Annotated in this window: 16 protein-coding genes and 1 tRNA gene; 4 read left to right on the top strand and 13 right to left on the bottom strand. The window is 64.9% G+C overall.

The features are described from left to right. Positions 1 to 32: 32 nt before the first annotated feature. Complete coding sequence (locus ACH82I_RS01395) at positions 33 to 2,525, bottom strand: DEAD/DEAH box helicase (RefSeq protein WP_413334998.1); 2,493 nt, start codon at positions 2,523 to 2,525, stop codon at positions 33 to 35. A 68-nt stretch (positions 2,526 to 2,593) separates the two neighbouring features. On the opposite strand from ACH82I_RS01395, the gene ACH82I_RS01390 reads away from it, so the two are divergent. Continuing rightward, positions 2,594 to 2,884, top strand: a complete 291-nt coding sequence (locus tag ACH82I_RS01390) for a YciI family protein (protein WP_413334996.1) — start codon at positions 2,594 to 2,596, stop codon at positions 2,882 to 2,884. Positions 2,885 to 3,078: 194 nt separating this feature from the next. On the opposite strand, the gene ACH82I_RS01385 is transcribed toward ACH82I_RS01390, so the two are convergent. The 10 genes from ACH82I_RS01385 to rpsA all read right to left on the bottom strand — a co-directional run bounded on the left by ACH82I_RS01385 (position 3,079) and on the right by rpsA (position 16,259). Then, a complete protein-coding gene (locus ACH82I_RS01385) occupies positions 3,079 to 4,143 on the bottom strand; it encodes a TerC/Alx family metal homeostasis membrane protein (RefSeq protein ID WP_413334994.1) in 1,065 nt (354 codons plus the stop codon). A 200-nt stretch (positions 4,144 to 4,343) separates the two neighbouring features. Beyond that, positions 4,344 to 6,476 (bottom strand): excinuclease ABC subunit UvrB, encoded by a 2,133-nt coding sequence (gene uvrB, locus ACH82I_RS01380; protein WP_413334992.1) that lies wholly within the window; start codon positions 6,474 to 6,476, stop codon positions 4,344 to 4,346. Positions 6,477 to 6,577: 101 nt separating this feature from the next. Further along, a complete protein-coding gene (locus ACH82I_RS01375; protein WP_413334990.1) occupies positions 6,578 to 7,285 on the bottom strand; it encodes an ABC transporter ATP-binding protein in 708 nt (235 codons plus the stop codon). Next, the gene (locus ACH82I_RS01370; RefSeq protein WP_230744104.1) at positions 7,272 to 8,111 is read right to left on the bottom strand and encodes an ABC transporter ATP-binding protein; all 840 of its coding nucleotides are present in this window, start codon (positions 8,109 to 8,111) and stop codon (positions 7,272 to 7,274) included. The genes ACH82I_RS01375 and ACH82I_RS01370 overlap by 14 nt, the downstream gene beginning before the upstream one ends. Continuing rightward, complete coding sequence (locus ACH82I_RS01365) at positions 8,108 to 9,202, bottom strand: branched-chain amino acid ABC transporter permease (RefSeq protein ID WP_413336790.1); 1,095 nt, start codon at positions 9,200 to 9,202, stop codon at positions 8,108 to 8,110. The genes ACH82I_RS01370 and ACH82I_RS01365 overlap by 4 nt, the downstream gene beginning before the upstream one ends. A 92-nt stretch (positions 9,203 to 9,294) precedes the next feature. After that, a complete protein-coding gene (locus ACH82I_RS01360) occupies positions 9,295 to 10,272 on the bottom strand; it encodes a branched-chain amino acid ABC transporter permease (RefSeq protein WP_230744106.1) in 978 nt (325 codons plus the stop codon). Between the two features lie 81 nt (positions 10,273 to 10,353). Beyond that, positions 10,354 to 11,580: a branched-chain amino acid ABC transporter substrate-binding protein gene (locus ACH82I_RS01355; RefSeq protein ID WP_230744107.1), complete on the bottom strand. Its 1,227-nt coding sequence runs from the start codon at positions 11,578 to 11,580 to the stop codon at positions 10,354 to 10,356. Between the two features lie 193 nt (positions 11,581 to 11,773). Next, a complete protein-coding gene (gene coaE, locus ACH82I_RS01350; RefSeq protein WP_413334987.1) occupies positions 11,774 to 12,934 on the bottom strand; it encodes a dephospho-CoA kinase in 1,161 nt (386 codons plus the stop codon). Positions 12,935 to 12,943: 9 nt separating this feature from the next. Beyond that, positions 12,944 to 14,722, bottom strand: a complete 1,779-nt coding sequence (locus tag ACH82I_RS01345; RefSeq protein ID WP_230744109.1) for a hypothetical protein — start codon at positions 14,720 to 14,722, stop codon at positions 12,944 to 12,946. Positions 14,723 to 14,768: 46 nt separating this feature from the next. After that, positions 14,769 to 16,259: a 30S ribosomal protein S1 gene (gene rpsA / locus ACH82I_RS01340; protein WP_230744110.1), complete on the bottom strand. Its 1,491-nt coding sequence runs from the start codon at positions 16,257 to 16,259 to the stop codon at positions 14,769 to 14,771. Positions 16,260 to 16,465: 206 nt separating this feature from the next. Between rpsA and ACH82I_RS01335 the strand changes: the two genes are divergently transcribed. Beyond that, positions 16,466 to 17,305 carry a class I SAM-dependent methyltransferase gene (locus tag ACH82I_RS01335; protein ID WP_413334984.1) on the top strand — a complete coding sequence of 280 codons (840 nt, stop codon included), beginning with the start codon at positions 16,466 to 16,468 and terminating at the stop codon, positions 17,303 to 17,305. 310 nt (positions 17,306 to 17,615) lie between these two features. On the opposite strand, the gene polA is transcribed toward ACH82I_RS01335, so the two are convergent. Then, a complete protein-coding gene (gene polA, locus ACH82I_RS01330; RefSeq protein ID WP_413334983.1) occupies positions 17,616 to 20,282 on the bottom strand; it encodes a DNA polymerase I in 2,667 nt (888 codons plus the stop codon). Between the two features lie 64 nt (positions 20,283 to 20,346). Here polA and ACH82I_RS01325 point away from each other — a divergent pair, with 64 nt between their 5' ends. Next, positions 20,347 to 20,805 carry a hotdog fold thioesterase gene (locus ACH82I_RS01325; protein WP_230744113.1) on the top strand — a complete coding sequence of 153 codons (459 nt, stop codon included), beginning with the start codon at positions 20,347 to 20,349 and terminating at the stop codon, positions 20,803 to 20,805. Between the two features lie 205 nt (positions 20,806 to 21,010). Here ACH82I_RS01325 and ACH82I_RS01320 read toward each other — a convergent pair whose 3' ends face one another. Then, positions 21,011 to 21,592 carry an ANTAR domain-containing response regulator gene (locus ACH82I_RS01320; protein ID WP_230744114.1) on the bottom strand — a complete coding sequence of 194 codons (582 nt, stop codon included), beginning with the start codon at positions 21,590 to 21,592 and terminating at the stop codon, positions 21,011 to 21,013. A 253-nt stretch (positions 21,593 to 21,845) separates the two neighbouring features. On the opposite strand from ACH82I_RS01320, the gene ACH82I_RS01315 reads away from it, so the two are divergent. Then, positions 21,846 to 21,927, top strand: a tRNA-Leu gene (locus ACH82I_RS01315). Positions 21,928 to 21,944 lie beyond the last annotated feature (17 nt).

The following is a 21,944-nucleotide window of genomic DNA, read 5'->3' as shown; positions in this document are numbered from 1 at the left end:
TCGGCCCGGTCCCACTCGTTGCGGGAGGGGGCTCAGATCTCTCCGACGGCCAGGATCCGCAGCACGATGTCTCCGGTCTCATCACTGGCGTCCACGTCCACCTCGGCGTCGATGGCCCAGTCTCGGTTGCCCTCGGGGTCCGCCAAGGTCTGTCTGACGCTCCATGTCCGTGAACCCGTTTCGATGCTGATGTATTCCCGACCGCGGGCCGAGGTGTCGGTGAGCAGATCACCGTATTCCTCGTAGAAGTCCTCGATCGCGTCCTCCCAGGCCCGGGCGTCGAAGCCGGACTCGGCGTCGAGGCGGCCGAGCTCGGCGTAGTCGGCACGTTCGGCCAGGAGCACCCGGTGGAACAGCGCATTGCGCACCTCGGCGGTGAAGACCTTCGTGTTCTCGGAGAACTTCCTCTCCAGGGCGGGCAGGTCCTCGAAGGCGGACTCGCTCGGGTCGAGTCCCTGCAGCGTCCGCCATTCGTCGAGCAGGGAGGAGTCGGTGCGGGCGATGGTCTCCCCCAGCCATTCGATGATGTTCGCCAGCTCTTCGCTGCGGCGGTCGGCGGGCACATTGTGCGTCAGCGCTCGGAAGACGTCGGTGAGGTAGCGCAGCAGGCTGCCCTCGGCGCGGGCCAGAGAGTAGTAGCCGACGAACTGGGTGAAGCCCATGGCCTGCTCGATCATGTCGCGGACCACGGACTTGGGTTCGAAGGCACCGCCGCGCAGCCACGGGTGGGCCTCGACGAAGTGCTCGAACGCCGGTTCGAGGATCTCGGCGAGGGGTTTGGGGCCTTCGATCTCGTCGAGCACGGCCATCCGCTCGGTGTACTCGACGCCTTCGGCCTTGAGCTCGCCCACGGTGTCGCCTTTGATCCGGTCGAGTTGGCCCTTGAGGACCTGGTGCGGCACCGAGGTGGTGGCTTCGACGATCGAGACCACGTCGAGGGCGTAGCTCTCGGACTCCGGATCGAGGAGTTCGAGGGCGGCGAGGACGAACGGGGCCAGCGGCTGGTTGAGGGCGAACTGCGGGCCGAGGTCGGTGGTCGGGATGAGTTCGTCGTCCCGGACCTCGATGAGGCCTGCCTCGATGAGTGAGCGACCGATGCTCAGCGCGGTGAGTTTGAGGTCGAGGCGGCGGTCCCGGCTTTCATGGGTCTTGTCGATGAAGGCGCTGATCGTCGCCACATCGGAGCCGGGCCGGGCGACGAGGTTGAGGATCGTCGAGTGGTCGATCTTCATCCGCGGGCGCAGGGATTCGGCCTGGGATTCGATCAGCTTGGTGAAGGTCTCCTCCGACCAGCCGACGAATCCGGCGGGAGCGGCCTTCTTCTTGACCTTCTTCTTTTTCTTCTTGTCGTCGTTGGCCGCCTTCGCCTCGGCGCGGAGGTTCTCGACGACGTGTTCGGGGGCCTGCGCGACGACGTAGCCGCGGGTGTCGAAGCCGGCCCTGCCGGCGCGTCCGGCCAGCTGCTGGAATTCGCGGACGCTGAGTCTGCGCATCTTGCGTCCGTCGAACTTCGTCAGGCCCGTCAGCAGCACCGTCCGGATCGGCACGTTGATGCCGACTCCGAGGGTGTCGGTGCCGGAGATGACGAGCAGCAGTCCGCGCAGGGCGAGCTGTTCGATCAGCCGCCGGTACTTCGGGAGCATTCCGGCGTGGTGGACGCCGACGCCGTGGAGGAGGAGTTTGCGCAGGCTCTGGCCGAAGCCTTTGGCGAAGGTGAACCCCTTGAGCGCCTCGGCGATGGCGGCCTTCTGCTCCTTCGAGGCGAGGTCGACGGAGAGCAGGTTCGTGGCGAGGTCGATGGCGCCGTTCTGCGAATAGGAGACGACGTAGACCGGGGCTTTGTCGTTGCGGACCAGCCCGCGCAGGGTGTCCGAGAGCGTTTCGGTGGAGTATTCGTAGTCGAGCGGGACCGGTCGGGTCGCCGAGGTGACCACCGAGCTGTCGCGACCGGTCGTCGTCTCCATGGTCCGACAGATCTCCGTGGTGTCACCGAGGGTCGCGGACATGAGCACGAACTGCGCCTGCGGCATCTCGAGCAGCGGCACCTGCCAGGCCCAGCCGCGGGAGGGGTCGGCGACGTAGTGGAATTCGTCCATCACCACCATCCCGGCGTCGAGCGTGCCGCCCTCCCGCAGGGACTGGTTGGCCAGGATCTCCGCGGTGGCGCAGATGACGGGGGCGTCGCCGTTGACCGTGGAGTCGCCGGTGATCATCCCGACGTTCTCGGCGCCGAATGCCTCGACAAGGGAGAAGAACTTCTCGCTGACGAGGGCCTTGAGCGGGGCCGTGTAGTAGGCCCGGATGCCGCGCGTGAACGAGAGGTAGAGCGCGAACAGGGCGACGAGGGACTTCCCCGATCCGGTGGGGGTGGCGACGATCGTGTTGTCGCCGGCGAGGATGTCGAGGAACGCCTCGTCCTGAGCCGGGTAGGGTTCGACGCCGATCGCGGCGCAGTATTCGCCGAAGGCCTCGTAGACGGTGTCCTCATCAGCGTATTCCGCTGGTATCTCCTGCAGCACAGCCACCTCGTCGCACTCACCTTCCGTTTAGACTGATCCCTTGACAATCCTAATTGCGAACCCGGAGGACACAGATGTCAGTTTTCGCCGTCACCTATCTCTACGGACCCGATACGCAGACGCGTATGGACAACCGTCCCGCTCACCGCGCCTGGCAGTCGAATCTCGTCGAGCGCGGCGTCATCCTCTCCTCGGGTCCTCTCGATGACGAACCGCAGCCGGGCGGACTGCTCATCCTCTCCGCCGCCGATCGCGCGGAGGTCGAGAGCCACCTCGCCGAGGACCCCTACGCTTCGATCGGCGTCATCGAGGAGGTCTCGATCCGCGGATGGACTCCGGTGTTCGGGCCCTTCGCCGAGTCCTGAACTTCGGTCGAGGGCCCGAATTCTTCGTCGGACCCGTGACCGATGCGAACGATGCGCGGGAGCTGCTCCTTCTCGGTGCGGCTCCCGCGCATCTGTGCCTCCGGTGGAGATCAGTGCCTCCGGTGGAGATCAGTGCCTCCGGTGGAGATCAGTGTCTCCGACGGGGACCAGCGTCTCCCGCAGAGAGCAATCGCTCAGTCCTCTGCGGTCTCCTGATCGTCAGGCCCGAGCTCGCGGAATGAGATGCCTTCCTTCTTCATCTTCATCAGCGAGGCGATCGTCGCCACCGCCATGGCGAGGACGATGAAGCTCAACGACAGCCAGGTCGGCACCTCCGGGATCGAGTGGCCCCAGGACAGGAACTCCCAGTTCGACTCGTGGAGAGCGTGGATGAAGAGCTTGATGCCGATGAAGGCGAGGATCGCAGCGATTCCGTAGTGCAGGTAGACGAGCTTGTCGACGAGCCCGCCGAGCAGGAAGTACAGCTGACGCAGACCCATCAGCGCGAACACGTTCGCGGTGAACACAAGGAACGCGCTCTGCGTCACGCCGAAGATCGCCGGGATCGAGTCGAGCGCGAACATCACGTCGGTGGAGCCGATGGCGATGAACACGATGAACATCGGGGTCCAGTACTTCTTGCCGTCGTCGAGGGTGACCCGGAGCTTGTTGCCGTGGTACTCGTCGACGACGTTGATGCGTTTGCGGAGGAAGCGGATCAGACCGTTCTCCCCGTCTCCATCGTCCTCCTCGCTGAAGGCCTGTCGGTAGGCGACGATGAGGAGGAAGATGCCGAAGATGAAGAAGACCTCGACGAAGGCGCTGATGATCGCCGCACCGGCGAGGATGAAGATGCCGCGGAAGATGATGGCGATGATGATGCCCACCATCAGCACTTCCTGCTGGTACTTCCGCGGGACGGAGAAGCTGCCCATGATGATGATGAACACGAACAGGTTGTCGATGCTCAGGGAGTATTCGAGTAGCCAACCGGTGAGGAACTCGCTGCCGTGCTGGGCGTCGCCGATGGCGAACAGCGAAGCGCCGAAGATGAGGGCGAGGGCGACGTAGAAGCCGACCCAGATGCCGGCCTCGCGCATCGACGGCACGTGGGGCCGCTTGATGACGAGGAGGAGATCGACGAGGAGGATCGCCACGACGGCGACGCTCGAGCCGATCATGAACCACATGGGAATGGGTGATTCGCTCGCCGCAGCGGAGCTGCCGCCGGCGGCGAGGGTGGAGGACAGAATATCCATGATGCCTTTCGTGATGACGGAGTTGTACCCGTGCCGAAAGTCTCTCCCACGCTAAGACCACTATGACAGTGGCGGCGTGCGCTCCGCGCCCGGATCCTCAAGCGGATCGTGGTGACGAGCACGGATGGACGGGATACTCCCTTTCGTCAGCCACCCCAGTATAGTCATGATGCCGACGGCACCCTCACAGGACGGTGTTCTCAGGCATGCCCGGCTTCCTTCATCTGCCGCAGCTCCTTCTTGAGGTCGGAGAGTTCGTCGCGGAGCCGGGCGGCGAGCTCGAACTGCAGTTCGGCGGCGGCCGCATGCATCTGCGAGGTCAGCGATTCGATCAGCTCGGTGAGGTCGGCGGCCGGCGGCCGCAGTGAACCCGCCTTGCCGCCTGCCTCTCGCTGTTCATCGCTGAGGGTGGAGTTGTAGCCGCGCTTGCCCTTGCCGTAGTCGAATTCGGTGAGCAGCTCCCGGGTGTCCTCGTCCTCGCGTTGGAGGCGTTCGGTGATGTCGGCGATCTTCTTCACCAGCGGCGCCGGGTCGATGCCGTGTTCGGTGTTGTAGGCGACCTGGATCTCGCGCCTGCGGTCGGTCTCGTCGATCGCGGTGCGCATCGAATCGGTGATGGTGTCCGCGTACATGTGGACCTGGCCGTGCAGATTTCGGGCCGCACGGCCGATGGTCTGGATCAGCGAGGTCGAAGACCGCAGGAAGCCCTCCTTGTCGGCATCGAGGATCGCCACGAGCGAGACCTCCGGCAGGTCGAGACCCTCGCGCAGCAGGTTGATGCCGACGAGGACGTCGAACTCACCGCCGCGCAGCTCCGTGAGCAGCTCCACTCGGCGCAGCGTGTCGACATCCGAATGCAGGTACTGCACGCGAACATCGTGTTCGAGCAGATAGTCCGTGAGGTCTTCTGCCATCTTCTTCGTCAGCGTGGTCACGAGCACGCGTTCGTTCGCATCGACCCGGGTGCGGATCTCGTCGAGCAGGTCGTCGATCTGACCCTTCGTCGGTTTGACGACGATCTCCGGGTCGACCAGACCCGTGGGTCGGATGATCTGCTGCACGTAGCCGTTGGCGTTGCTCAGCTCGAAATTGCCCGGCGTCGCCGAGAGGTAGACGGCCTGCCCGATCCGCTCCCGGAACTCGTCGAACTTCAGAGGACGGTTGTCCATGGCGCTCGGCAGCCGGAATCCGTGTTCGACGAGGGTGCGCTTGCGCGACATGTCCCCTTCGTACATGCCGCCGATCTGCGGCACCGTGACGTGGGATTCGTCGATCACGAGGAGGAAGTCCTCCGGGAAGTAGTCGAGCAGGCAGTTCGGGGCCGATCCCGGTTCACGACCGTCGATGTGCCGCGAATAGTTCTCGATGCCGGAGGTGAAGCCCATCGACTCCATCATCTCGAGGTCGTAGGTGGTGCGCATCTTCAGTCGCTGCGCCTCGAGGAGTTTGTTCTGCGCTTCGAACTCGCTCAGTCGCTTCTGCAGCTCCTCCTCGATCTCGCTGACGGCGCGGGCCATCCGGTTCTCGCCCGCGACGTAGTGGCTGGCCGGGAACACGTGGATCGTCTCCTCTTCCCGGACGATCTCCCCGGTCAGCGGGTGCAGGGTCTGCAGGGATTCGATCTCGTCGCCGAAGAACTCGATCCGCAGCGCCAGCTCCTCGTACTGCGGGATGATCTCCACGGTGTCCCCGCGCACTCGGAAGGTGCCGCGGGTGAAGGCCATGTCGTTGCGGGCGTACTGCATGGTCACGAACTGTTTGAGCAGTTCGTCCCGGTCACACTGGTCGCCGCGGTGGAGGGTGACCATCCGGTCGACGTATTCCTCAGGGGTGCCGAGACCGTAGATGCAGGACACGGTGGACACGACGACCACGTCCCGCCGGGTCAACAGCGCGTTCGTCGCCGAGTGGCGGAGTCGTTCGACCTCGTCGTTGATCGAGGAGTCCTTCTCGATGAAGGTGTCCGTCTGCGGGACGTAGGCCTCGGGCTGGTAGTAGTCGTAGTAGGAGACGAAGTACTCGACGGCGTTGTTGGGCAGCAGCTGCCGGAACTCGTTGGCCAGCTGCGCGGCCAGCGTCTTGTTCGGTGCCATGATCAGGGTGGGCCGCTGCACCTGTTCGATCAGCCACGCCGTGGTCGCCGACTTTCCGGTGCCCGTGGCGCCGAGGAGCACGATGTCGCGTTCCCCGGCCTCCAGGCGTTCGGAGATCTCGGAGATCGCCGTGGGCTGATCTCCAGACGGCGAGTATTCGGAGACGACCTCGAACGGGGCGACCGTGCGGGTGACGTCGGGTCGGTGACCGATGGCGGGCAGGGGGCGTGCTGAGCTCATGGCTCAACACTAACCCCCACCCCTGACGTAGAGAATGATAGGGACGAGTTTCCCGGTGTGACTCGTCCCGGCCGGTCCCCTCCGCCGAGGCGGTCGTGGCCTCAGCCGCCGAGGTAGACGTCCCGAATCGTGCTGTCCTCAAGCAGTTCGCGGCCGGTTCCGGTCTTCGTCAGCCTTCCGGCCTCGAGCACGCAGGCGCGGTCGGCGATCGCCAGCGCCTGATTCGCATTCTGCTCGACCAGCAGGACCGTGGTCCCCTGGGCGTTGATCTCCCGGATGATCGCGAAGATCTGGCGGATGAACTGAGGTGCCAGACCCATCGACGGTTCGTCGAGGAGGAGCACCTCGGGATTGGCCATGAGCGCTCGACCGATCGCGAGCATCTGCTGCTCGCCGCCGGACATCGTCCCGCCCATCTGCTTCTCCCGCTCCTTCAGCCGTGGGAACAGTTCGAACACCCGGTCGTATTCGGACTCGGGGTTCTTGCCCTGCAGGGCGTAGGTGCCCATGTCGAGGTTCTCACGCACGGTCATGCCGGGGAAGATGCCGCGGCCTTCGGGGACGAGCGAGATGCCCTTGCGGACTCGCTGGTGTCCCTTGAGCCGGGTGACGTCCTCGCCCTTGAACGTGATCGACCCGGTGCGGGCGGCGAGCAGACCGGATACTGCGCGCATCGTCGTCGTCTTCCCCGCCCCGTTGGCGCCGATGAGGACGACGATCTCACCGGCATCGACGTCGACGGAGATCTCCTCGACGGCCTTGATGCGTCCGTAGCGGACCTCAAGATCCTTGATCTCAAGCAGTGCCATCGGGTTCCTCCTGTCCGAGGTAGGCGGCGATGACCGCCGGGTCCTCACGGATCGCCGCCGGTACGGCGTCGGCGATCTTCTTGCCGAATTCGAGGACCACGATCCGATCTGTGACCCCCATGACGAGCTTCATATCGTGTTCGATGATGAGCACCGTGTAGCCTTCGTCCCTGACCGTGCGGATGAGCTCCATCAGCTCCTCCTTCTCCACCGGGTTGAACCCGGCGGCCGGCTCGTCGAGGCACAGCAGCTTCGGATCGGTGGCCAGGGCGCGGGCGATCTCGAGTCTGCGCTGATAGCCGTAGGGCAGGTCCTTCGACTTGTCGAAGGCGCGGTCGGCGATGCCCACGAATTCGAGCAGCTCCATTCCGCGAGTGATGATCTGCTTCTCCTCACGATAGTGGCGAGGCGTCCTGAACATCGCCGAGATCATGCCCGACTTGTGTCGGGCGTCGAGCCCGACGGCGACGTTCTCCAGAGCCGTCATCTCACCGAAGAGACGGATGTTCTGGAAGGTTCTGGCCAGCCCGAGGCGGGTGATCCGATGCTTCTTCAGACCCAGCAGGGAGTTTCCCTCGAGGGTCACGCTGCCCTGCGACGGGCGGTAGACGCCAGTCATGGCGTTGAAGCAGGTGGTCTTCCCCGCCCCGTTCGGTCCGATGAGACCGAGGATCTCCCCGCGTCGGATGTCGAAGGACACCGAGTCCAGCGCGGTCAGACCGCCGAAGACGACGCTGAGGTCCTTGACCTTGACCAGGGTGTCGCCCTCGGCGACGGCGATCTCCCTCTCGGGAGCCACCTCGGTGAGGTTCGCTTCTGCGTTCATGCTGCGCCTCCTCGGCGTGGTGCGGTCTTCGGCGGGGTTCCCTCGTCGTCTCCCGGGGGTCCTTCCTTCTTGACCTTCCGCCGGATCCGGGCGGTGTAGGTCAGCAGCTTAGGCTTCTTGCCGAAGAGGCCCTGCGAACGGAAGATCATCAGCAGCACTAGGACGATGCCGAAGATGAGGAACTTCCACCCGCCCAGCGCCGTGAAGCGCAGCGGCACATAGGCGACGATGGCTCCGCCGATGACGACGCCGAGCTTGTTGCCCTGCCCGCCGAGGATGACGGCGGCGAGGAACAGGATCGAGGTCGGCACATCGAATTTCTGGTTGTTGACGAATCCGACCTGCCCGGCCAGCAGCGCACCCGAGAGCCCGCCCAGGGCGGCTCCGGTGCCGAAGGCCGCGAGCTTGAACCGGAACGTCGGCACACCCATGATCTCGGCGGCGTCCTCGTCCTCGCGGATGGCGAACCAGGCGCGGCCGACGCGGGAGCGTTCGAGATTGCCCAACAGGATCATCACGATGACGATGAGGGTGACGGTGAACCAGTACCAGGGCAGACCGTTCGAGGCGGAGAAGATCGGCGCCCCGTCGATCTCGCCCGGGGGCCGACCGACGTTCTGGAATCCGGTGTTGCCCTTGAGGACGGGAACGATCGTCGCCAGCAGGCGGATGATCTCGCCGAATCCGAGAGTGACGATCGCCAGGTAGTCCCCGCGCAGGCGCAGCGTGGGGATTCCGAGTGCGATGCCGAAGACCACGGTGACGATCATCGCCAACGGCAGGGTCCACAGGTACGGGATGTGCACAAGCGGCGAATCCGGCGAGGTCCACAGTGAGGCCGTGTAGGCGCCGACGGCGAAGAAGCCGATGTAGCCGAGGTCGAGCAGACCCGCCTGACCGACGACGACGTTGAGACCGAGCGCGACCAGGCCGTAGAGGGCCATGTTGAAGCACGAGATCGCGAAGTCGTTCGACGGTTCGGTGGTGATCAGGGGCGGGTTGATCACCGGCAGCAGATAGGCGAGGACGACGACGATGAGCAGGATCAGCCACTGCTGCCAGCGGGAGCGATCGTTCCACCAGGACTTCATCCGCAGGTACCAGTTGGGCCGCTGGTGGCCCAGCTTGCCGTAGGCTTCTGCCTGTTTGGCGCCGACGGAGCTCAAAGGACTGTGAGCTGACATCAGACTCTCGCCTCCCCGAGGTTGCTTCCGAGTATTCCGTTGGGTCGGATCATCAGCACGAGGATGAGGACGATGAAGATGACGACGTCCGTCCACTGCGAATCGCCGAGGATGGTCGCCCCGTAGTTGCCGATGAGTCCGACCAGCAGCCCTCCCAGGAGGGCGCCTCTGACATTGCCGATACCGCCGAGCACTGCGGCGGTGAAGGCTTTGATGCCGAGGATGAAGCCGCCCATGTAGAAGACTCCCGAGGGCACCCGCATGACGTAGAAGAGCGCGGCGGCGCCGGCGAGGAATCCGCCGATCGCGAAGGTGGCCACGATGATCCGCTCCTTGTTCACACCCATCAGGGTGGCGGTGTCCGGGTCCTGGGCGACCGCGCGGATGCCGCGGCCGAGCTTCGTCCGCTGCACGATCTGGTCGACGCAGACCATCATCACCACTGCGGCGATGAAGATCGTCAGCTGCTGGGAGTCGATGATCGATCCGAAGACCTCGAAGATCGGCTTCGGTCGGAACATCGTCACCGCGGGTTCGGCGGTGGCTCCGCGCCATTCGTAGAAGATGTACTGGAGCACGAAGGACATGCCGATCGCGGAGATGAGGAAGGCCAGGCGCGAGGCGCCGCGGTTACGCAGCGGTTTGTAGGCGATCCTCTCGACGAGAACCGCCGTCCCTCCGGAGACCACCATCGCGATGATCCCCGCGAGCACAAGATCGAGGATGAGCATCCCGATCGGCAGCGTCGGTGCCGAGGGACCGAAGCCCAGGGCGCTGAGGAAGAAGACCACGGCGAAGGCTCCGGCGATGAAGACTTCCGAGTGGGCGAAGTTGATGAGGTTGAGCACACCGTAGACGAGGGTGTACCCGAGTGCGACGAGAGCGTAGATCGCTCCCAGAGTGAGTCCGTCGAAGGTCGTGGCCCAGAAGCTGTCGATGAGGGCCCCGAAATCGAACGAAATCCAATCACTGGACATGGGTTCTCTTTCTGAACTGAACGTCTCGAAGCCCTCCGGTGACCCCGGAGGGCTTCGAGATGTGACTGTGGAGGCGCGTGGCTACTCGATGAGTCCGACGGAGACGATGCCGTCGCCCTCGGTCTTGTAGCCGTACACGGCCTTGTCCTCGAGTTCTCCCGTGTCGTCCCACTTGTAGGTCTTGCCGTAGCCGACTCCGTTGTAGTCACGGACATACTCGGTCATCTTCTTCCGGTCGGTGATGCCCTTGTCGATGCCCGAGAGGAAGATCGTCATGGTGTCGTAGCCTTCGACCGAGTAGGTTCCGGGTGCGTCACCGCCCGAGACCTTCTCGAAGGCCTCGGCGAACTCCGGAATGAGATCGCCCGGCACGCAGGTGCAGGTGTAGTAGGCGTTGTTGGCCGCGTCTCCGGCCTGCTTGACGAAGGCGGTGTCCTTGACCCCGTCGGGTCCGATGAAGTAGCCGTCGAAGCCCTTATTGACCAGCTGGTTGTCCAGCGGTGCGCCTTCGGCGAAGTAGCCGGAGTAGATGACCGTGTCGGCCTTCGAATCCATGATCTTCTGGATCGTGGGCGCGAAGTCCTTCTGGCCGGTGGTCACCGCGTCCTCGCATTCGAGCTTGTCGCCCATCTTCTCCTTGACGACCTTCGCCAGACCCATGCCGTAGTCGGAGTCGTCCTCGATGAGGCAGGTCTTCTCGGCTTCGAGCTTCTCGACGAGCTTGACCAATGCCGGGCCCTGGACCGTGTCGTTGCCCAGGCCCCGGAAGAAGGTCTTCCAGCCGTTCGTCGAGAGATCGGGGTTCGTGGCCGCCGGGGAGATGTGGACGAGGCCGGCGTCTTCGAAGATGCCGCCGGTGGCCTTCGACTCACCGGAGAACGGAAGTCCGACCACACCGATGATGTTGTCTTCCTTCGTCGCCTGCGCCGAGGGGCCGGTCGCCTTGGCGGGATCGCCTTCGGTGTCGATCTTCTTGAATGTCACCTGGCAGTCGGGGTTCGCCGCGTTGTGCTCATCGATTGCGGTCTGTGAGCCGTTGTAGATGTTGATGCCCAGCTGCGCGTTGGGGCCGGTCATCGCGCCGACATAGGCGATGGTCGTCTTCGAGTCGCATTTGGCCTTGCCGTCGCCGGCGGCCTTGACGACATCCTCGGGGACGTCCAGCTTCTCCTGGACAGGGAGTTCGACGCGGTCGGAAGAGCCTTCCTCGCCTCCCCCGCCGGCGGATCCCTGGTTGGCGCAGCCGCTCATGGCCAGAAGCGCGGCGACGGAGAGTGCCGCGACGGTGAGCCCGCTGGTTCGTTTCATCTGATTCACTTGTACCTTCTACTCGGAGGTCGCGGCGCCATCGCCGGCCTCTCTCATTCGTACAAGATGAAATAGTATGCCTCGGATGTGAGGTGGCTCACTTCAACACATCACAAGTTCATAACATCTGTGATGGTAGCCACTTTTCAGCACAAGAGTTATTGCATTTTTGGTACCGTTTCGCCGTTCCAGCTCAGGCGAAGCTCTCGGGGACGATACGACGCCTCATCTGCAGGAAGTACGGCTCCTTCGCCACCGCATAGTCGGCGGTTCCGGCGTCTGCGGCGTGAGTCCGGGCAAGATCGTCCTTGAGGCGGGCGTAGCGGCACCGTTCGCTTTCGTCGTCGCGCAGCAGATCCCGCAGCGCCCGGGCGAACCGGGCACCGGAGGAGTCCTCGGTCCGAACGTGGAGGTTCACTGCCCGCCCCGGATCCGCGTTGGCATGGAAGTACTTGCCCTCCAGCCGGTCTTCGCCGAGGTGGTCCTCCAGCGGGCTGCCCGGGTACCCGAGCCGTGCCAGCACGGGGGCGAGAGTCTCCGCAGTCGCCAGGTCGGGGACGAGCAGCTGGAGGTCGATGACGTCCTTGGCCGGCAGGTTCGGGACTGCGGTCGAGCCGATGTGCTCGACCATGTAGGCATCCTCGGTGCCCCGGCGCAGCTTGGCGATGATGCGGTCGGCTTCGGCCGGCCAGTCGCCCTGACCCGGGTCGATGAGTTCCACGCTGCCGCGGGGTGCGCGGCGCTCTGCCCGGAGGTTGTCTGCGAAGGGACGGATCCGATTCTCCAGGAGGTCTGCGACCGACTCCCGCGTGTCTTCGATCGTGCCCGAGTTGTCGATGAGCACATCGCAGGCGGCCCGCCGTTCGTCATCGGTGGCCTGCCGGGAGATCCGCGACTCGGCATCGGCCCGATCCATGCCTCTGGTCTCGACGAGCCTGTCCAGACGGACCCGTGCGGGCACATCGACGAGGAGGTTGAGGTGGTAGGAGGGCGTCATCCGGTTCTCGACGAGCAGGGGAACATCGTGGACGACCACCTCGGCGTCGGCGTGCCGGGCGAAGTGCTCGGCGGTGCGCTCACGGATCGCGGGGTGCATGAGTCCATTGAGACGGTTCGTGTGCTCGGCGTCGACGAAGGCGGCGGTCGCGAGGCCGGCTCGGTCGAGACCTCCGTCCGCGGCGAGGACGCCGGGTCCGAAGGCCTCGGCGAGCTCGGCGAGCAGGGGTTCGCCCGGTGCGACGACCTCGCGGGCGATCCGATCGGCGTCGATGAGCACGGCGCCGTTGTCGACGAGCATCTTCGACACGGTCGATTTGCCCGCGCCGATCCCTCCGGTCAGTCCGATTCGCAGCATGGTGGAAGTCTATCGGTCGGCGAGGCGGTAGACCCGAACCTCCTCGTCGGCGAAGTCGGGCGTACCGAGGGCGACGTCGAGGAAGTCGGCGTACGCACCCTGACCGCCCGGCAGCAGCGGAGCGTCCTCGGCGAGGACGACGAAGTCCACGCCTTCGGCTGCCAGCTCGTCGACGGCGGCGCTCACCGCGGCGCCGGTGGGATCGGGCAGCGGAGTCCCGGAGAACACGTTGTCGTGGAGCAGCCGGTCGAGCGCGTCCTCGGGTGCGGCATAGGTCACTGCTGAGTCCGGGCTCGATCCGATGAAGTAGCCGCCGGTCTCCCGATAGGAGAAGTCAGCAACGGACTGCCAGACCATGGCCTCGTCGGCATGGGGTTCGGCCCAGGCCAGCGGCCGGGGGAAGGTTTTGACGACGGAGCCCGCGGGGATCACCTCGGGCAGAGACTGGGTGTAGAACTCAGGCACGGTGACCTCACGTGAGCTCTGCACTCCGGGGATAACACAGAGTGCGGAGACGAGGAGGAGAGTGAGCAGCCCCTGTCCGGTGCGTCGGCGGCGGTGGGCGAGGGCCCATTCGAGGCCGATGCCGAGGATCGCGAACAGGGCGATCGTCGAGTGGAGGACGAGGCGCATCGGCAGGATGTTGTTGAGCACCGGGATGGCTTCGACGAGGGCGAAGGGTCCGGTCGGCAGCAGCTCTCGTCCGTTGAGGAGGACGGGCGAGCCCAGGGACAGCGCGAAGACGAGGATCCCCGTCGCCGAGGCGATGGCCAGCGTCGTGGCATACCTACTGTTCCGGCCCAGGCAGAAAAGGATGATCACGGCCGCGAGCAGGGCGGGGACGCCGACATAGGCGCCGAGCTCGGCGCCGTCGATGTCCATGATCCGCGGCAGCGGGGACTCTCCGTTCCCGAGCAAGGTCGGGACGGCGGGAATGATCGGATCGAGCAGGTCGGTGTTCCACACGCCGTGAGGTCGGATCGCTCCGCTCGGGGCGTTCGGCCCGGTCATCGTCACCAGCAGCGGCAATGCGAACAGGAGAGCCAGCGCCGAGGCGACCGTTCCTCCCAGCAGCAGCCGCAGCCACCCGGCAGCTGAGGTCAGCGACCGACCGAGTAAGGCGATGGCGAGGAACAGGCAGAGGACGGCGATGAAGGTGCCGGCAAGCACCTCGGTGGAGACGTAGAACTGAAATCCGAGGAGCGCGCCTAGTCCGAGGCTGACCGACCAGAACCGACGATCGCGGATACCGTTTCCGGAGAGGAGTTCGAGGATCGCGACCGCCACGAGCGGGGGCGCGATGGCGAAGGCGAGATTGGGGTGGCCGGAGAGCTGGGCGATGACGTAGCTGGAGAACCCGACGCCGCCGGCGGCGATGAAGGCGGGCAGACGGGACAGGAACCGGGTGAACAGGACCGCGGTGGCGAGGCTGACGAGCACCGGGATGGAGATGATCAGCAGGTTGTAGCTGACGATCGGCCCGGCCAGCAGGGTGATCGGGGCCAGCAGGATCGCGATGCCGGCGAGGGAGGTGTTCCAGGCGCCGTTGACTCCCCCGCCGAGGGCGTTCATCGCCTCGGTGCGGAGGAGGCCGTCCTCGGCGCCGGTGAGCACGTGCGCGGCATGCCCGAGCCACCAGATGAAGAGGGAGGAATCGTCGTTCTCGGCGACGACGCGCCCGCCGGGGTCGGCGGCGACCTCACCGAAGACGGTGATGCTCAGCAGGATCAGCAGAAGTGCGTACCACAGCCAGGGGCGCAGGCGTGAGCGCAGCGTGAGGGCATACACAAAGGGCTCCCGGCCAATCGACCGGGAGCCCTCGTGAGTGCTGTTATCAGCTGCCTGCAAGCTTCTCACGCAGTGCTGCGAGAGCTTCGTCGCTGGCCAGGGTACCTTCGTCGGCCGCCTCTTCCGAGGAGAACGATCCGGTGGCCGGAGCGGCGTCGGCAGAGGCGCCTGCACCGGCATCGGCGGAGCCGGCTTCGGCATCCGCGGCGATGGCCTTGGCGACCTGCTTCTTGTGCTCTTCCCAGCGGGTCTGGGCGGCGGCGTACTGCTGCTCCCAGGTCTCGCGCTGAGCCTCGTAGCCCTCGACCCATTCGTTGGTCTCGGGGTCGAAGCCCTCGGGGTACTTGTAGTTGCCGTCCTCGTCGTACTCCTGCGGCATGCCGTAGAGAGCGGGGTCGAGGAACTCTTCGGCCTCGGGATCGACGCCCTCGTTGGCCTGCTTCAGCGACAGCGAGATGCGGCGACGTTCGAGGTCGATGTCGATGACCTTGACGTAGATGGTCTCATCGACGGAGACGACCTGCTCCGGCAGATCCACGTGGCGAACCGCGAGTTCGGAGATGTGGACGAGGCCTTCGATGCCGTCTTCAACGCGCACGAACGCACCGAAGGGAACCAGCTTGGTGACCTTGCCGGGAACGATCTGTCCGATGACGTGGGTGCGAGCGAAGTGCTGCCACGGATCTTCCTGGGTCGCCTTGAGCGACAGGGAGACGCGTTCGCGGTCCATGTCGACGTCGAGCACCTCGACGGTGACCTCGTCACCGACGGTGACGACCTCACCCGGGTGATCGATGTGCTTCCAGGACAGCTCGGAGACGTGCACGAGTCCGTCGACACCACCGAGGTCGACGAAGGCACCGAAGTTGACGATGGAGGACACGACGCCGGGACGGACCTGGCCCTTCTGCAGGGTCTGCAGGAAGTCGTGGCGGACGGCGGACTGGGTCTGCTCGAGCCAGGCGCGACGCGACAGAACAACATTGTTGCGGTTCTTGTCGAGTTCGATGATCTTCGCCTCGACCTGCTGGCCGATGTAGGGAGCGAGGTCCCGGACACGGCGCATCTCGACGAGGGAGGCGGGCAGGAAGCCGCGCAGTCCGATGTCGACGATCAGGCCGCCCTTGACGACCTCGATGACGGTGCCGGTGACGACTCCGTCGTCTTCCTTGATCTTCTCGATGTCGCCCCAGGCGCGCTCGTACTGAGCGCGCTTCTTCGACAGCATGAGACGGCCTTCTTTGTCTTCCTTCTGAAGAACGAGGGCTTCGATCTCATCGCCGACCTCGACGACCTCGCCGGGATCGACATCGTGCTTGATAGAGAGTTCACGCGAAAGGACGACGCCTTCCGTCTTGTATCCGATGTCGACGAGGACTTCGTCGCGGTCGACCTTGACGACGGTGCCTTCGACGATGTCGCCATCGTTGAAGTACTTGATCGTCTCATCGACGGCGGCGAGGAAATCCTCAGCGGTTCCGATGTCGTTGACAGCGACCTGCTTCGGCTGCACCGATTCCGGCGTGGTGGTGGTCATATAGGTTGGGACTCCGATGGAATTATGGTCCAGATCCGATACTCTGGGTCAATGTCGTCAAACACTGACGAAGAGACGGATCCGGTCTCGATTGCGAATTTGGACTTGTATGCATACGCGCATACGGTTGTCAATACTAGCACCATCCGAGGCGTGAATGCACGCCGAGTTTCCAAATGAATGACGTACCCAGCCACGGAGGAAAGATGACCGACGGAAGTTACCGAACCGAAGTCATCAGCGGTGGCTATCTCCCGATCGACGAAGAGGCCTCAGTTCGGGCCAATCGTAGCTATTGGGACAACTCCGCCGAGGACTATCTGGCCGAACACGGCACTTTCCTCGGGGCTTCCGAGTTCATCTGGTGTCCCGAGGGAATTCACGAATCCGACGTCGGCCTCCTCGGCGATGTCACCCGCAGACAGATCCTCGAGGTCGGCTGCGGGGCCGGGCAGTGCTCGCGATGGTTGGCCGAGGAGGGGGCGATCGCCACCGGTGTCGACGTCTCCGCCGGCATGCTCGAGCAGGCCTCGCGGCTGCAGCGGGAGAATCCGCTCAGCGAGGGGGTCACTCCCCCGACCTTCCTCCATGCCGATGCCCGCCAGCTGCCGTTCGCGTCGAACAGCTTCGACGTCGCCTTCTCCTCCTATGGGGCGCTGCCTTTCGTCAAGGACGCCGAGGTGGTCTTCGCCGAGGTGGCACGCGTCGTCCGTCCGGGCGGCCAGTGGGTGTTCTCGACCACCCATCCCATGCGGTGGATGTTTCCCGATGTGCCAGGCGAGTCCGGTCTCACCGTCGAATACTCCTACTTCGACCGCACTCCCTACGTCGAGCTCGACTCAGAGGGACAGCCGATCTACGCCGAACATCACCGCACGATGGGCGACTGGGTGCGCCTGCTGGTGGCCGCCGGCTTCACGATCGATTCGGTGACCGAGCCGGAGTGGCCGGAGTCCAACCAGACCGCCTGGGGCGGATGGTCTCCCCTGCGCGGTGCGCTCATGCCGGGCACCGTGATCTTCTCCGCCACCCTCGCAAAGGACTGAGCTCCGCGGGCCCGGGCTACCTGACCGCGGCAGAGCTACCTGACGGTGTCCGAGCTACCCTCCGGCGCTCGAACTACCCGACGGCGCCTGAGCAACCCGCCGGTGCCTGAACTACCCGACGGGGCCTGAGCAACCCACCGGCAGGCTCAGTCCACGCGAAACTCGAAAACATCTTCACTGGCGACGACTTTTTCGAGTTTCGCGTGGACCGAGGCGTCCGCAGGCGCATTATGGTCTCGCTCGGTGTCGTTGCGCGGGCGGCCGCGGACCTCACCGAGGCTCCGCTCACTCCAGTGCTGCTCTGCGGACGTCAGTGGGCGGCGGCGTGCCAGGAGATGCCGGTGCCGACGTTGACGTCGAGCGGAACGTCGAGCTCGAAGGCCGAACCCATCTCCTCGGTGACGATGCTGGTGACCTCATCGACCTCGCCCGGATCGACATCGACGATGATCTCATCGTGGACCTGCAAGAGCATGGTCGATTTCAGCCCGTCCAGGCGCCCGGCGACCTTGAGCATCGCGATCTTCATGATGTCGGCCGCCGACCCCTGGATCGGGGCGTTGAGCGCGGCGCGTTCGGCCATATCGCGCAGCTGTCGTCGGTCGCTGTGGAGGGCGGGCAGGTAGCGCCTGCGGCCCATGATGGTCTCGGTGAACCCGTTCGCTCTGGCCTGCTCGACGATCTCGTCGAGGTAGTCCTTGACGGCCCCGAAGCGTTCGAAGTACTGCTCCATCAGGGCCTTCGCCTCGTCGACGCCGATCGCCAGCTGCCGTGAGAGCCCGTAGGCGGAGAGACCGTAGACGAGGCCGTAGGACATGGCCTTGACCTTCGACCGCATCTCGGAGTCCACCTCGTCGATACCGACTCCGAAGACCTTCGATCCGACATAGGAGTGGAGGTCCTCTCCGTCCTTGAACGCCTGGATCAGCGCGGCATCGCCGGACAGGTGCGCCATGATCCGCATCTCGATCTGCGAATAGTCGGCGGTGAGCAGTCGCCCACCGGAGACCTCGGGATCGGCGATGAAGATCTCGCGAATCCGTCGCCCCGACTCGGTGCGGACCGGGATGTTCTGCAGGTTCGGATCGAGAGAGGACAGACGTCCGGTGGCGGCGACGGTCTGCTGGTAGGTGGTGTGGATGCGACCGTCCTCGGCCACCGTCTTGAGCAGTCCGACGACGGTCTGCTTGAGCTTCGTCGAATCCCGGTAGGCGAGCAGATGCTGCAGGAACGGGTGCTCGGTCTTGATGAAGAGCTCGGCCAGGGCTTCGGCGTCGGTAGTGTAGCCGGTCTTCGTGCGCTTCGTCTTCGGCATATCGAGTTCCTCGAAGAGCACGGTCTGCAGCTGCTTCGGCGAGCCGAGGTTGACGTCATGCCCGATCGCCTCATAGGCGAGTTCGGCACTGGCCTCGGCCTGCTTCGTGAATTCGTCGATGAGCGAGCTCAGCCCAGCTTCGTCCACGGCGATGCCGGCCAACTCCATCTGGGCGAGCACCGGCACGAGCGGCAGCTCGATATCCCGGTAGACCTGGTTCATGTTCGCCTCGTCGATGGCCTTGGCGAGCACGTCGTGGACCTCGAGCAGAGCCGCGGCGCGCTGCCCGTGGGTCTTGGCGGTGGTGTCCTCGTCGAAGTCGAGTGCAAGCTGACCGGAGTCGGATTCGGGTTCGCCGAGCTCGATGCCCGCCCGCTCGACGGCGATCTGCCCGAGGTCGTAAGCCCGCTGATCGGGCACGAGCAGATAAGCGGCCAGAGCGGTGTCTCCGGAGACGTCGTCGACGTCGAGTCCCAGTGATCTCCAGGCCTTGAGCTGGAGTTTCGAGCTGTGGAGGATGAGCGATCTCTTCCCCAGAGCTTCCCCGAGGTCCGCAATCGCCTTCTCCCCCGCCTCGGCGAGATCGACGACGAGGGCCTGGCCCGGCTCGGTGGAGACGGCGAGGATTCGGACATCGCCGTGGCCGAGTTCGAAGCGGGCATCGGAGTCGAGGGCGAGGACGTCCGAGTCCGAGATCCGGTCGAGCAGCGTCGCCACGTCCACGGTCTCGACGGTGACCTCTCTGGCCGCAGCGCTCTCTTCCCCGGGCACGGCTTCGTCACCGAAGATCGCGCTCAGTCGTTTGCCGAGCGCCTGGAATTCGAGCTGATCGAACAGGCTCGACAGCTCGGCCGGGTCACCGGCGCCCCATTTGAGGTCCGCGTACTCCAGCTCCAGGTCAACATCGTCGAGGAGTCGGTTGAGCTTGTAATTGCGTTCGACCTCGGGAATGTGGTCGCGCAGCTTCTCGCCGACCTTGCCGCCGATGTCCGCGGCATTGGCGAGCACGCCGGGGAGGTCGCCGTGGGCCTTGAGCCATTTGGCGGCCGTCTTGTCGCCTACTCCCGGCACACCGGGGAGGTTGTCGGCCTTCTCCCCCACGAGTGCGGCCAGGCCGCGGTAGTTCGCGGGGCTGACCGCATATTTCTCTTCGATCGCCGCCGGTGTCATCCGGTTGAGGTCGCTGACACCGCGCTTGGGATAGAGGATCGTCACGGCATCGCTGGCGAGCTGGAAGGAGTCCTTGTCCCCGCTCATGATCTCGACGGCGGCTCCCGCCTCGGTACCCATCCTGGCCATCGTCGCCAGGGCGTCATCGGCTTCGAAGCCCTCTTTCGTCACTACCCGGATGCCCATCGCGGTCACGATGTCCTTGATGAGGTCGATCTGCGGGTGGAATTCTGGCGGAGTCTTGGCTCGACCGGCCTTGTACTCGGAATACTCCTCGAGGCGGAACGTCTGTCGGCCGAGGTCGAAGGCCACGGCGACGTGGCTCGGCGATTCGTCGCGGAGGACGTTGATGAGCATCGAGATGAAGCCGTAGATGGCGTTCGTGGTCTGACCGGTGCTCGTCGAGAAGTTCTCCACCGGCAGAGCGTGGAAGGCGCGGTAGGCCAGGGAGTGTCCGTCGATGAGCAGGAGGGATTCGTTTGAGTGACTCACATGGCATAGCCTATCGTTCGACGCTGACATGCCCAGCGCGGCCAGCCGATTTCGAAGGAGAGCGATGTTCAGACCCGAGGTGTCACTGACAGCCGAGACGACCGAGGAGCAGCGGGCGCAGCTGCTGACCCAGCTCAACGCGCCCGGGGCGCGGGGCGCGCTGGCGGAGAAGATGGGCATCGATTTCACTGCGGTCGCCCACGATCATGTCGAAGCCCGAGTCGCGGTCGAGGGCAACACCCAGCCGATGGGGCTCTTCCACGGCGGCGGGCATGTGGTGCTGGCCGAATCGCTGGCGTCGATGCACTCGTTCCTCCTCTCCGGGGGCCGGAACGTCGTCGGTGTCGATCTCAATGCCACGCATCTGCGCGCAGCCAGCGAGGGCACGGTCACCGGCACCGCCTCGGTGCTCCATCAGGGGCGGACCATCATGTCCCATGAGGTGAGGATGACCGACGAGGCGGGGCGGCTGCTGTCGATCGTGCGGATCACGAACATGATCCTCAAGACCGACCCGAAATAGGGGACGCCCGAAACAGGGGGCGACCGAAACAGGGGGCGACCGAAACAGGGGACTCGGCCACTGCGACGCCAGCTCCGCGGTGCGAACCGCAGTCCGCTCTGCGGCGCACTCCCGACCCCTTGCGGATGGTCCGATGGTCCCGCCGATGTGACCGTACACGAAGGGCCCGACCAGTTGGTCGGGCCCTTGCTGTCGGTGGGGTGGGTTACTTCTTCGAGCCGATCTGCTTGAGCACGGTCTCGGCGACCTCGCGCATCGTCAGGCGACGATCCATCGAGGTCTTCTGGATCCAGCGGAAGGCCTCGGGCTCGCTCAGACCCATCGAGGTCTGCAGCAGGCTCTTGGCGCGCTCGACGAGCTTGCGGGTCTCGAAGCGCTCGCTGAGATCGGAGATCTCGGATTCGAGGGAGCTGATCTCCGCGTGACGGGAGAGCGCGATCTCGAGGGCGGGAATGAGATCCGCCGAGGTGAAGGGCTTGACCACATAGGCCATGGCGCCGGCGTCGCGGGCCCGCTCGACCAATTCCTTCTGCGAGAAGGCGGTGAGCAGCACGACCGGGGCGATGCGCGCCTTGGCGATGCGCTCGGCGGCCGAGATGCCGTCGAGGATGGGCATTTTGATGTCCATCACGACGAGGTCCGGGCGCAGCTCCTCGGCCAGGCGGATGGCGGATTCGCCGTCTGCGGCCTCACCGACGACGTCGTATCCGACCTCGCGCAGCATTTCGACGATATCGAGACGAATCACTGCCTCGTCTTCGGCCACGACGACGCGGCGGACAGGCACTGACTCATCTGAGGTTGATTCTTCGCTGTTTGAAAGCACGGCACCAGTCTAGACCAGGCCCGAGACCGGCATTGCAATGGGCGCGGAGTTTTCCTCTGTGATGACAGCCACCCCTGTGACGGCGACCACCGCGATGGACTCTCGCGGGGCTGCCGACCACAGAAGCTGCACTGACGCCCGACGCACTGTTCGCCGGTGTGCATCTGTTTTCACGCTGACGTAGTATTGACGCTGTCGCTCGCGCGGGCGACGAGCCGGATTGGCGGAATCGGTAGACGCGGTGCACTCAAAATGCATTGTCGAAAGACGTGTGGGTTCGAGTCCCACATCCGGTACACAGCACAGCGGAGGG

The sequence above is a fragment of the Brevibacterium sp. GP-SGM9 genome (assembly GCF_047300845.1).
Taxonomy (GTDB): domain Bacteria; phylum Actinomycetota; class Actinomycetes; order Actinomycetales; family Brevibacteriaceae; genus Brevibacterium.
The sequence above is the reverse complement of the archived record's forward strand: the minus strand, read 5'-3'. Positions and strand labels throughout refer to the sequence as shown.

Coding starts and splice junctions, on each gene's coding strand:
- ACH82I_RS01370 (WP_230744104.1), bottom strand. CDS start 8,111: ATGAACGCAGAAGCGAACCTCACCGAGGTGGCTCCCGAGAGGGAGATC.
- ACH82I_RS01365 (WP_413336790.1), bottom strand. CDS start 9,202: ATGAAGTCCTGGTGGAACGATCGCTCCCGCTGGCAGCAGTGGCTGATC.
- ACH82I_RS01375 (WP_413334990.1), bottom strand. CDS start 7,285: ATGGCACTGCTTGAGATCAAGGATCTTGAGGTCCGCTACGGACGCATC.
- ACH82I_RS01390 (WP_413334996.1), top strand. CDS start 2,594: ATGTCAGTTTTCGCCGTCACCTATCTCTACGGACCCGATACGCAGACG.
- ACH82I_RS01360 (WP_230744106.1), bottom strand. CDS start 10,272: ATGTCCAGTGATTGGATTTCGTTCGATTTCGGGGCCCTCATCGACAGC.
- uvrB (WP_413334992.1), bottom strand. CDS start 6,476: ATGAGCTCAGCACGCCCCCTGCCCGCCATCGGTCACCGACCCGACGTC.
- ACH82I_RS01325 (WP_230744113.1), top strand. CDS start 20,347: ATGTTCAGACCCGAGGTGTCACTGACAGCCGAGACGACCGAGGAGCAG.
- ACH82I_RS01355 (WP_230744107.1), bottom strand. CDS start 11,580: ATGAAACGAACCAGCGGGCTCACCGTCGCGGCACTCTCCGTCGCCGCG.
- ACH82I_RS01385 (WP_413334994.1), bottom strand. CDS start 4,143: ATGGATATTCTGTCCTCCACCCTCGCCGCCGGCGGCAGCTCCGCTGCG.
- coaE (WP_413334987.1), bottom strand. CDS start 12,934: ATGCTGCGAATCGGACTGACCGGAGGGATCGGCGCGGGCAAATCGACC.
- rpsA (WP_230744110.1), bottom strand. CDS start 16,259: ATGACCACCACCACGCCGGAATCGGTGCAGCCGAAGCAGGTCGCTGTC.
- ACH82I_RS01335 (WP_413334984.1), top strand. CDS start 16,466: ATGACCGACGGAAGTTACCGAACCGAAGTCATCAGCGGTGGCTATCTC.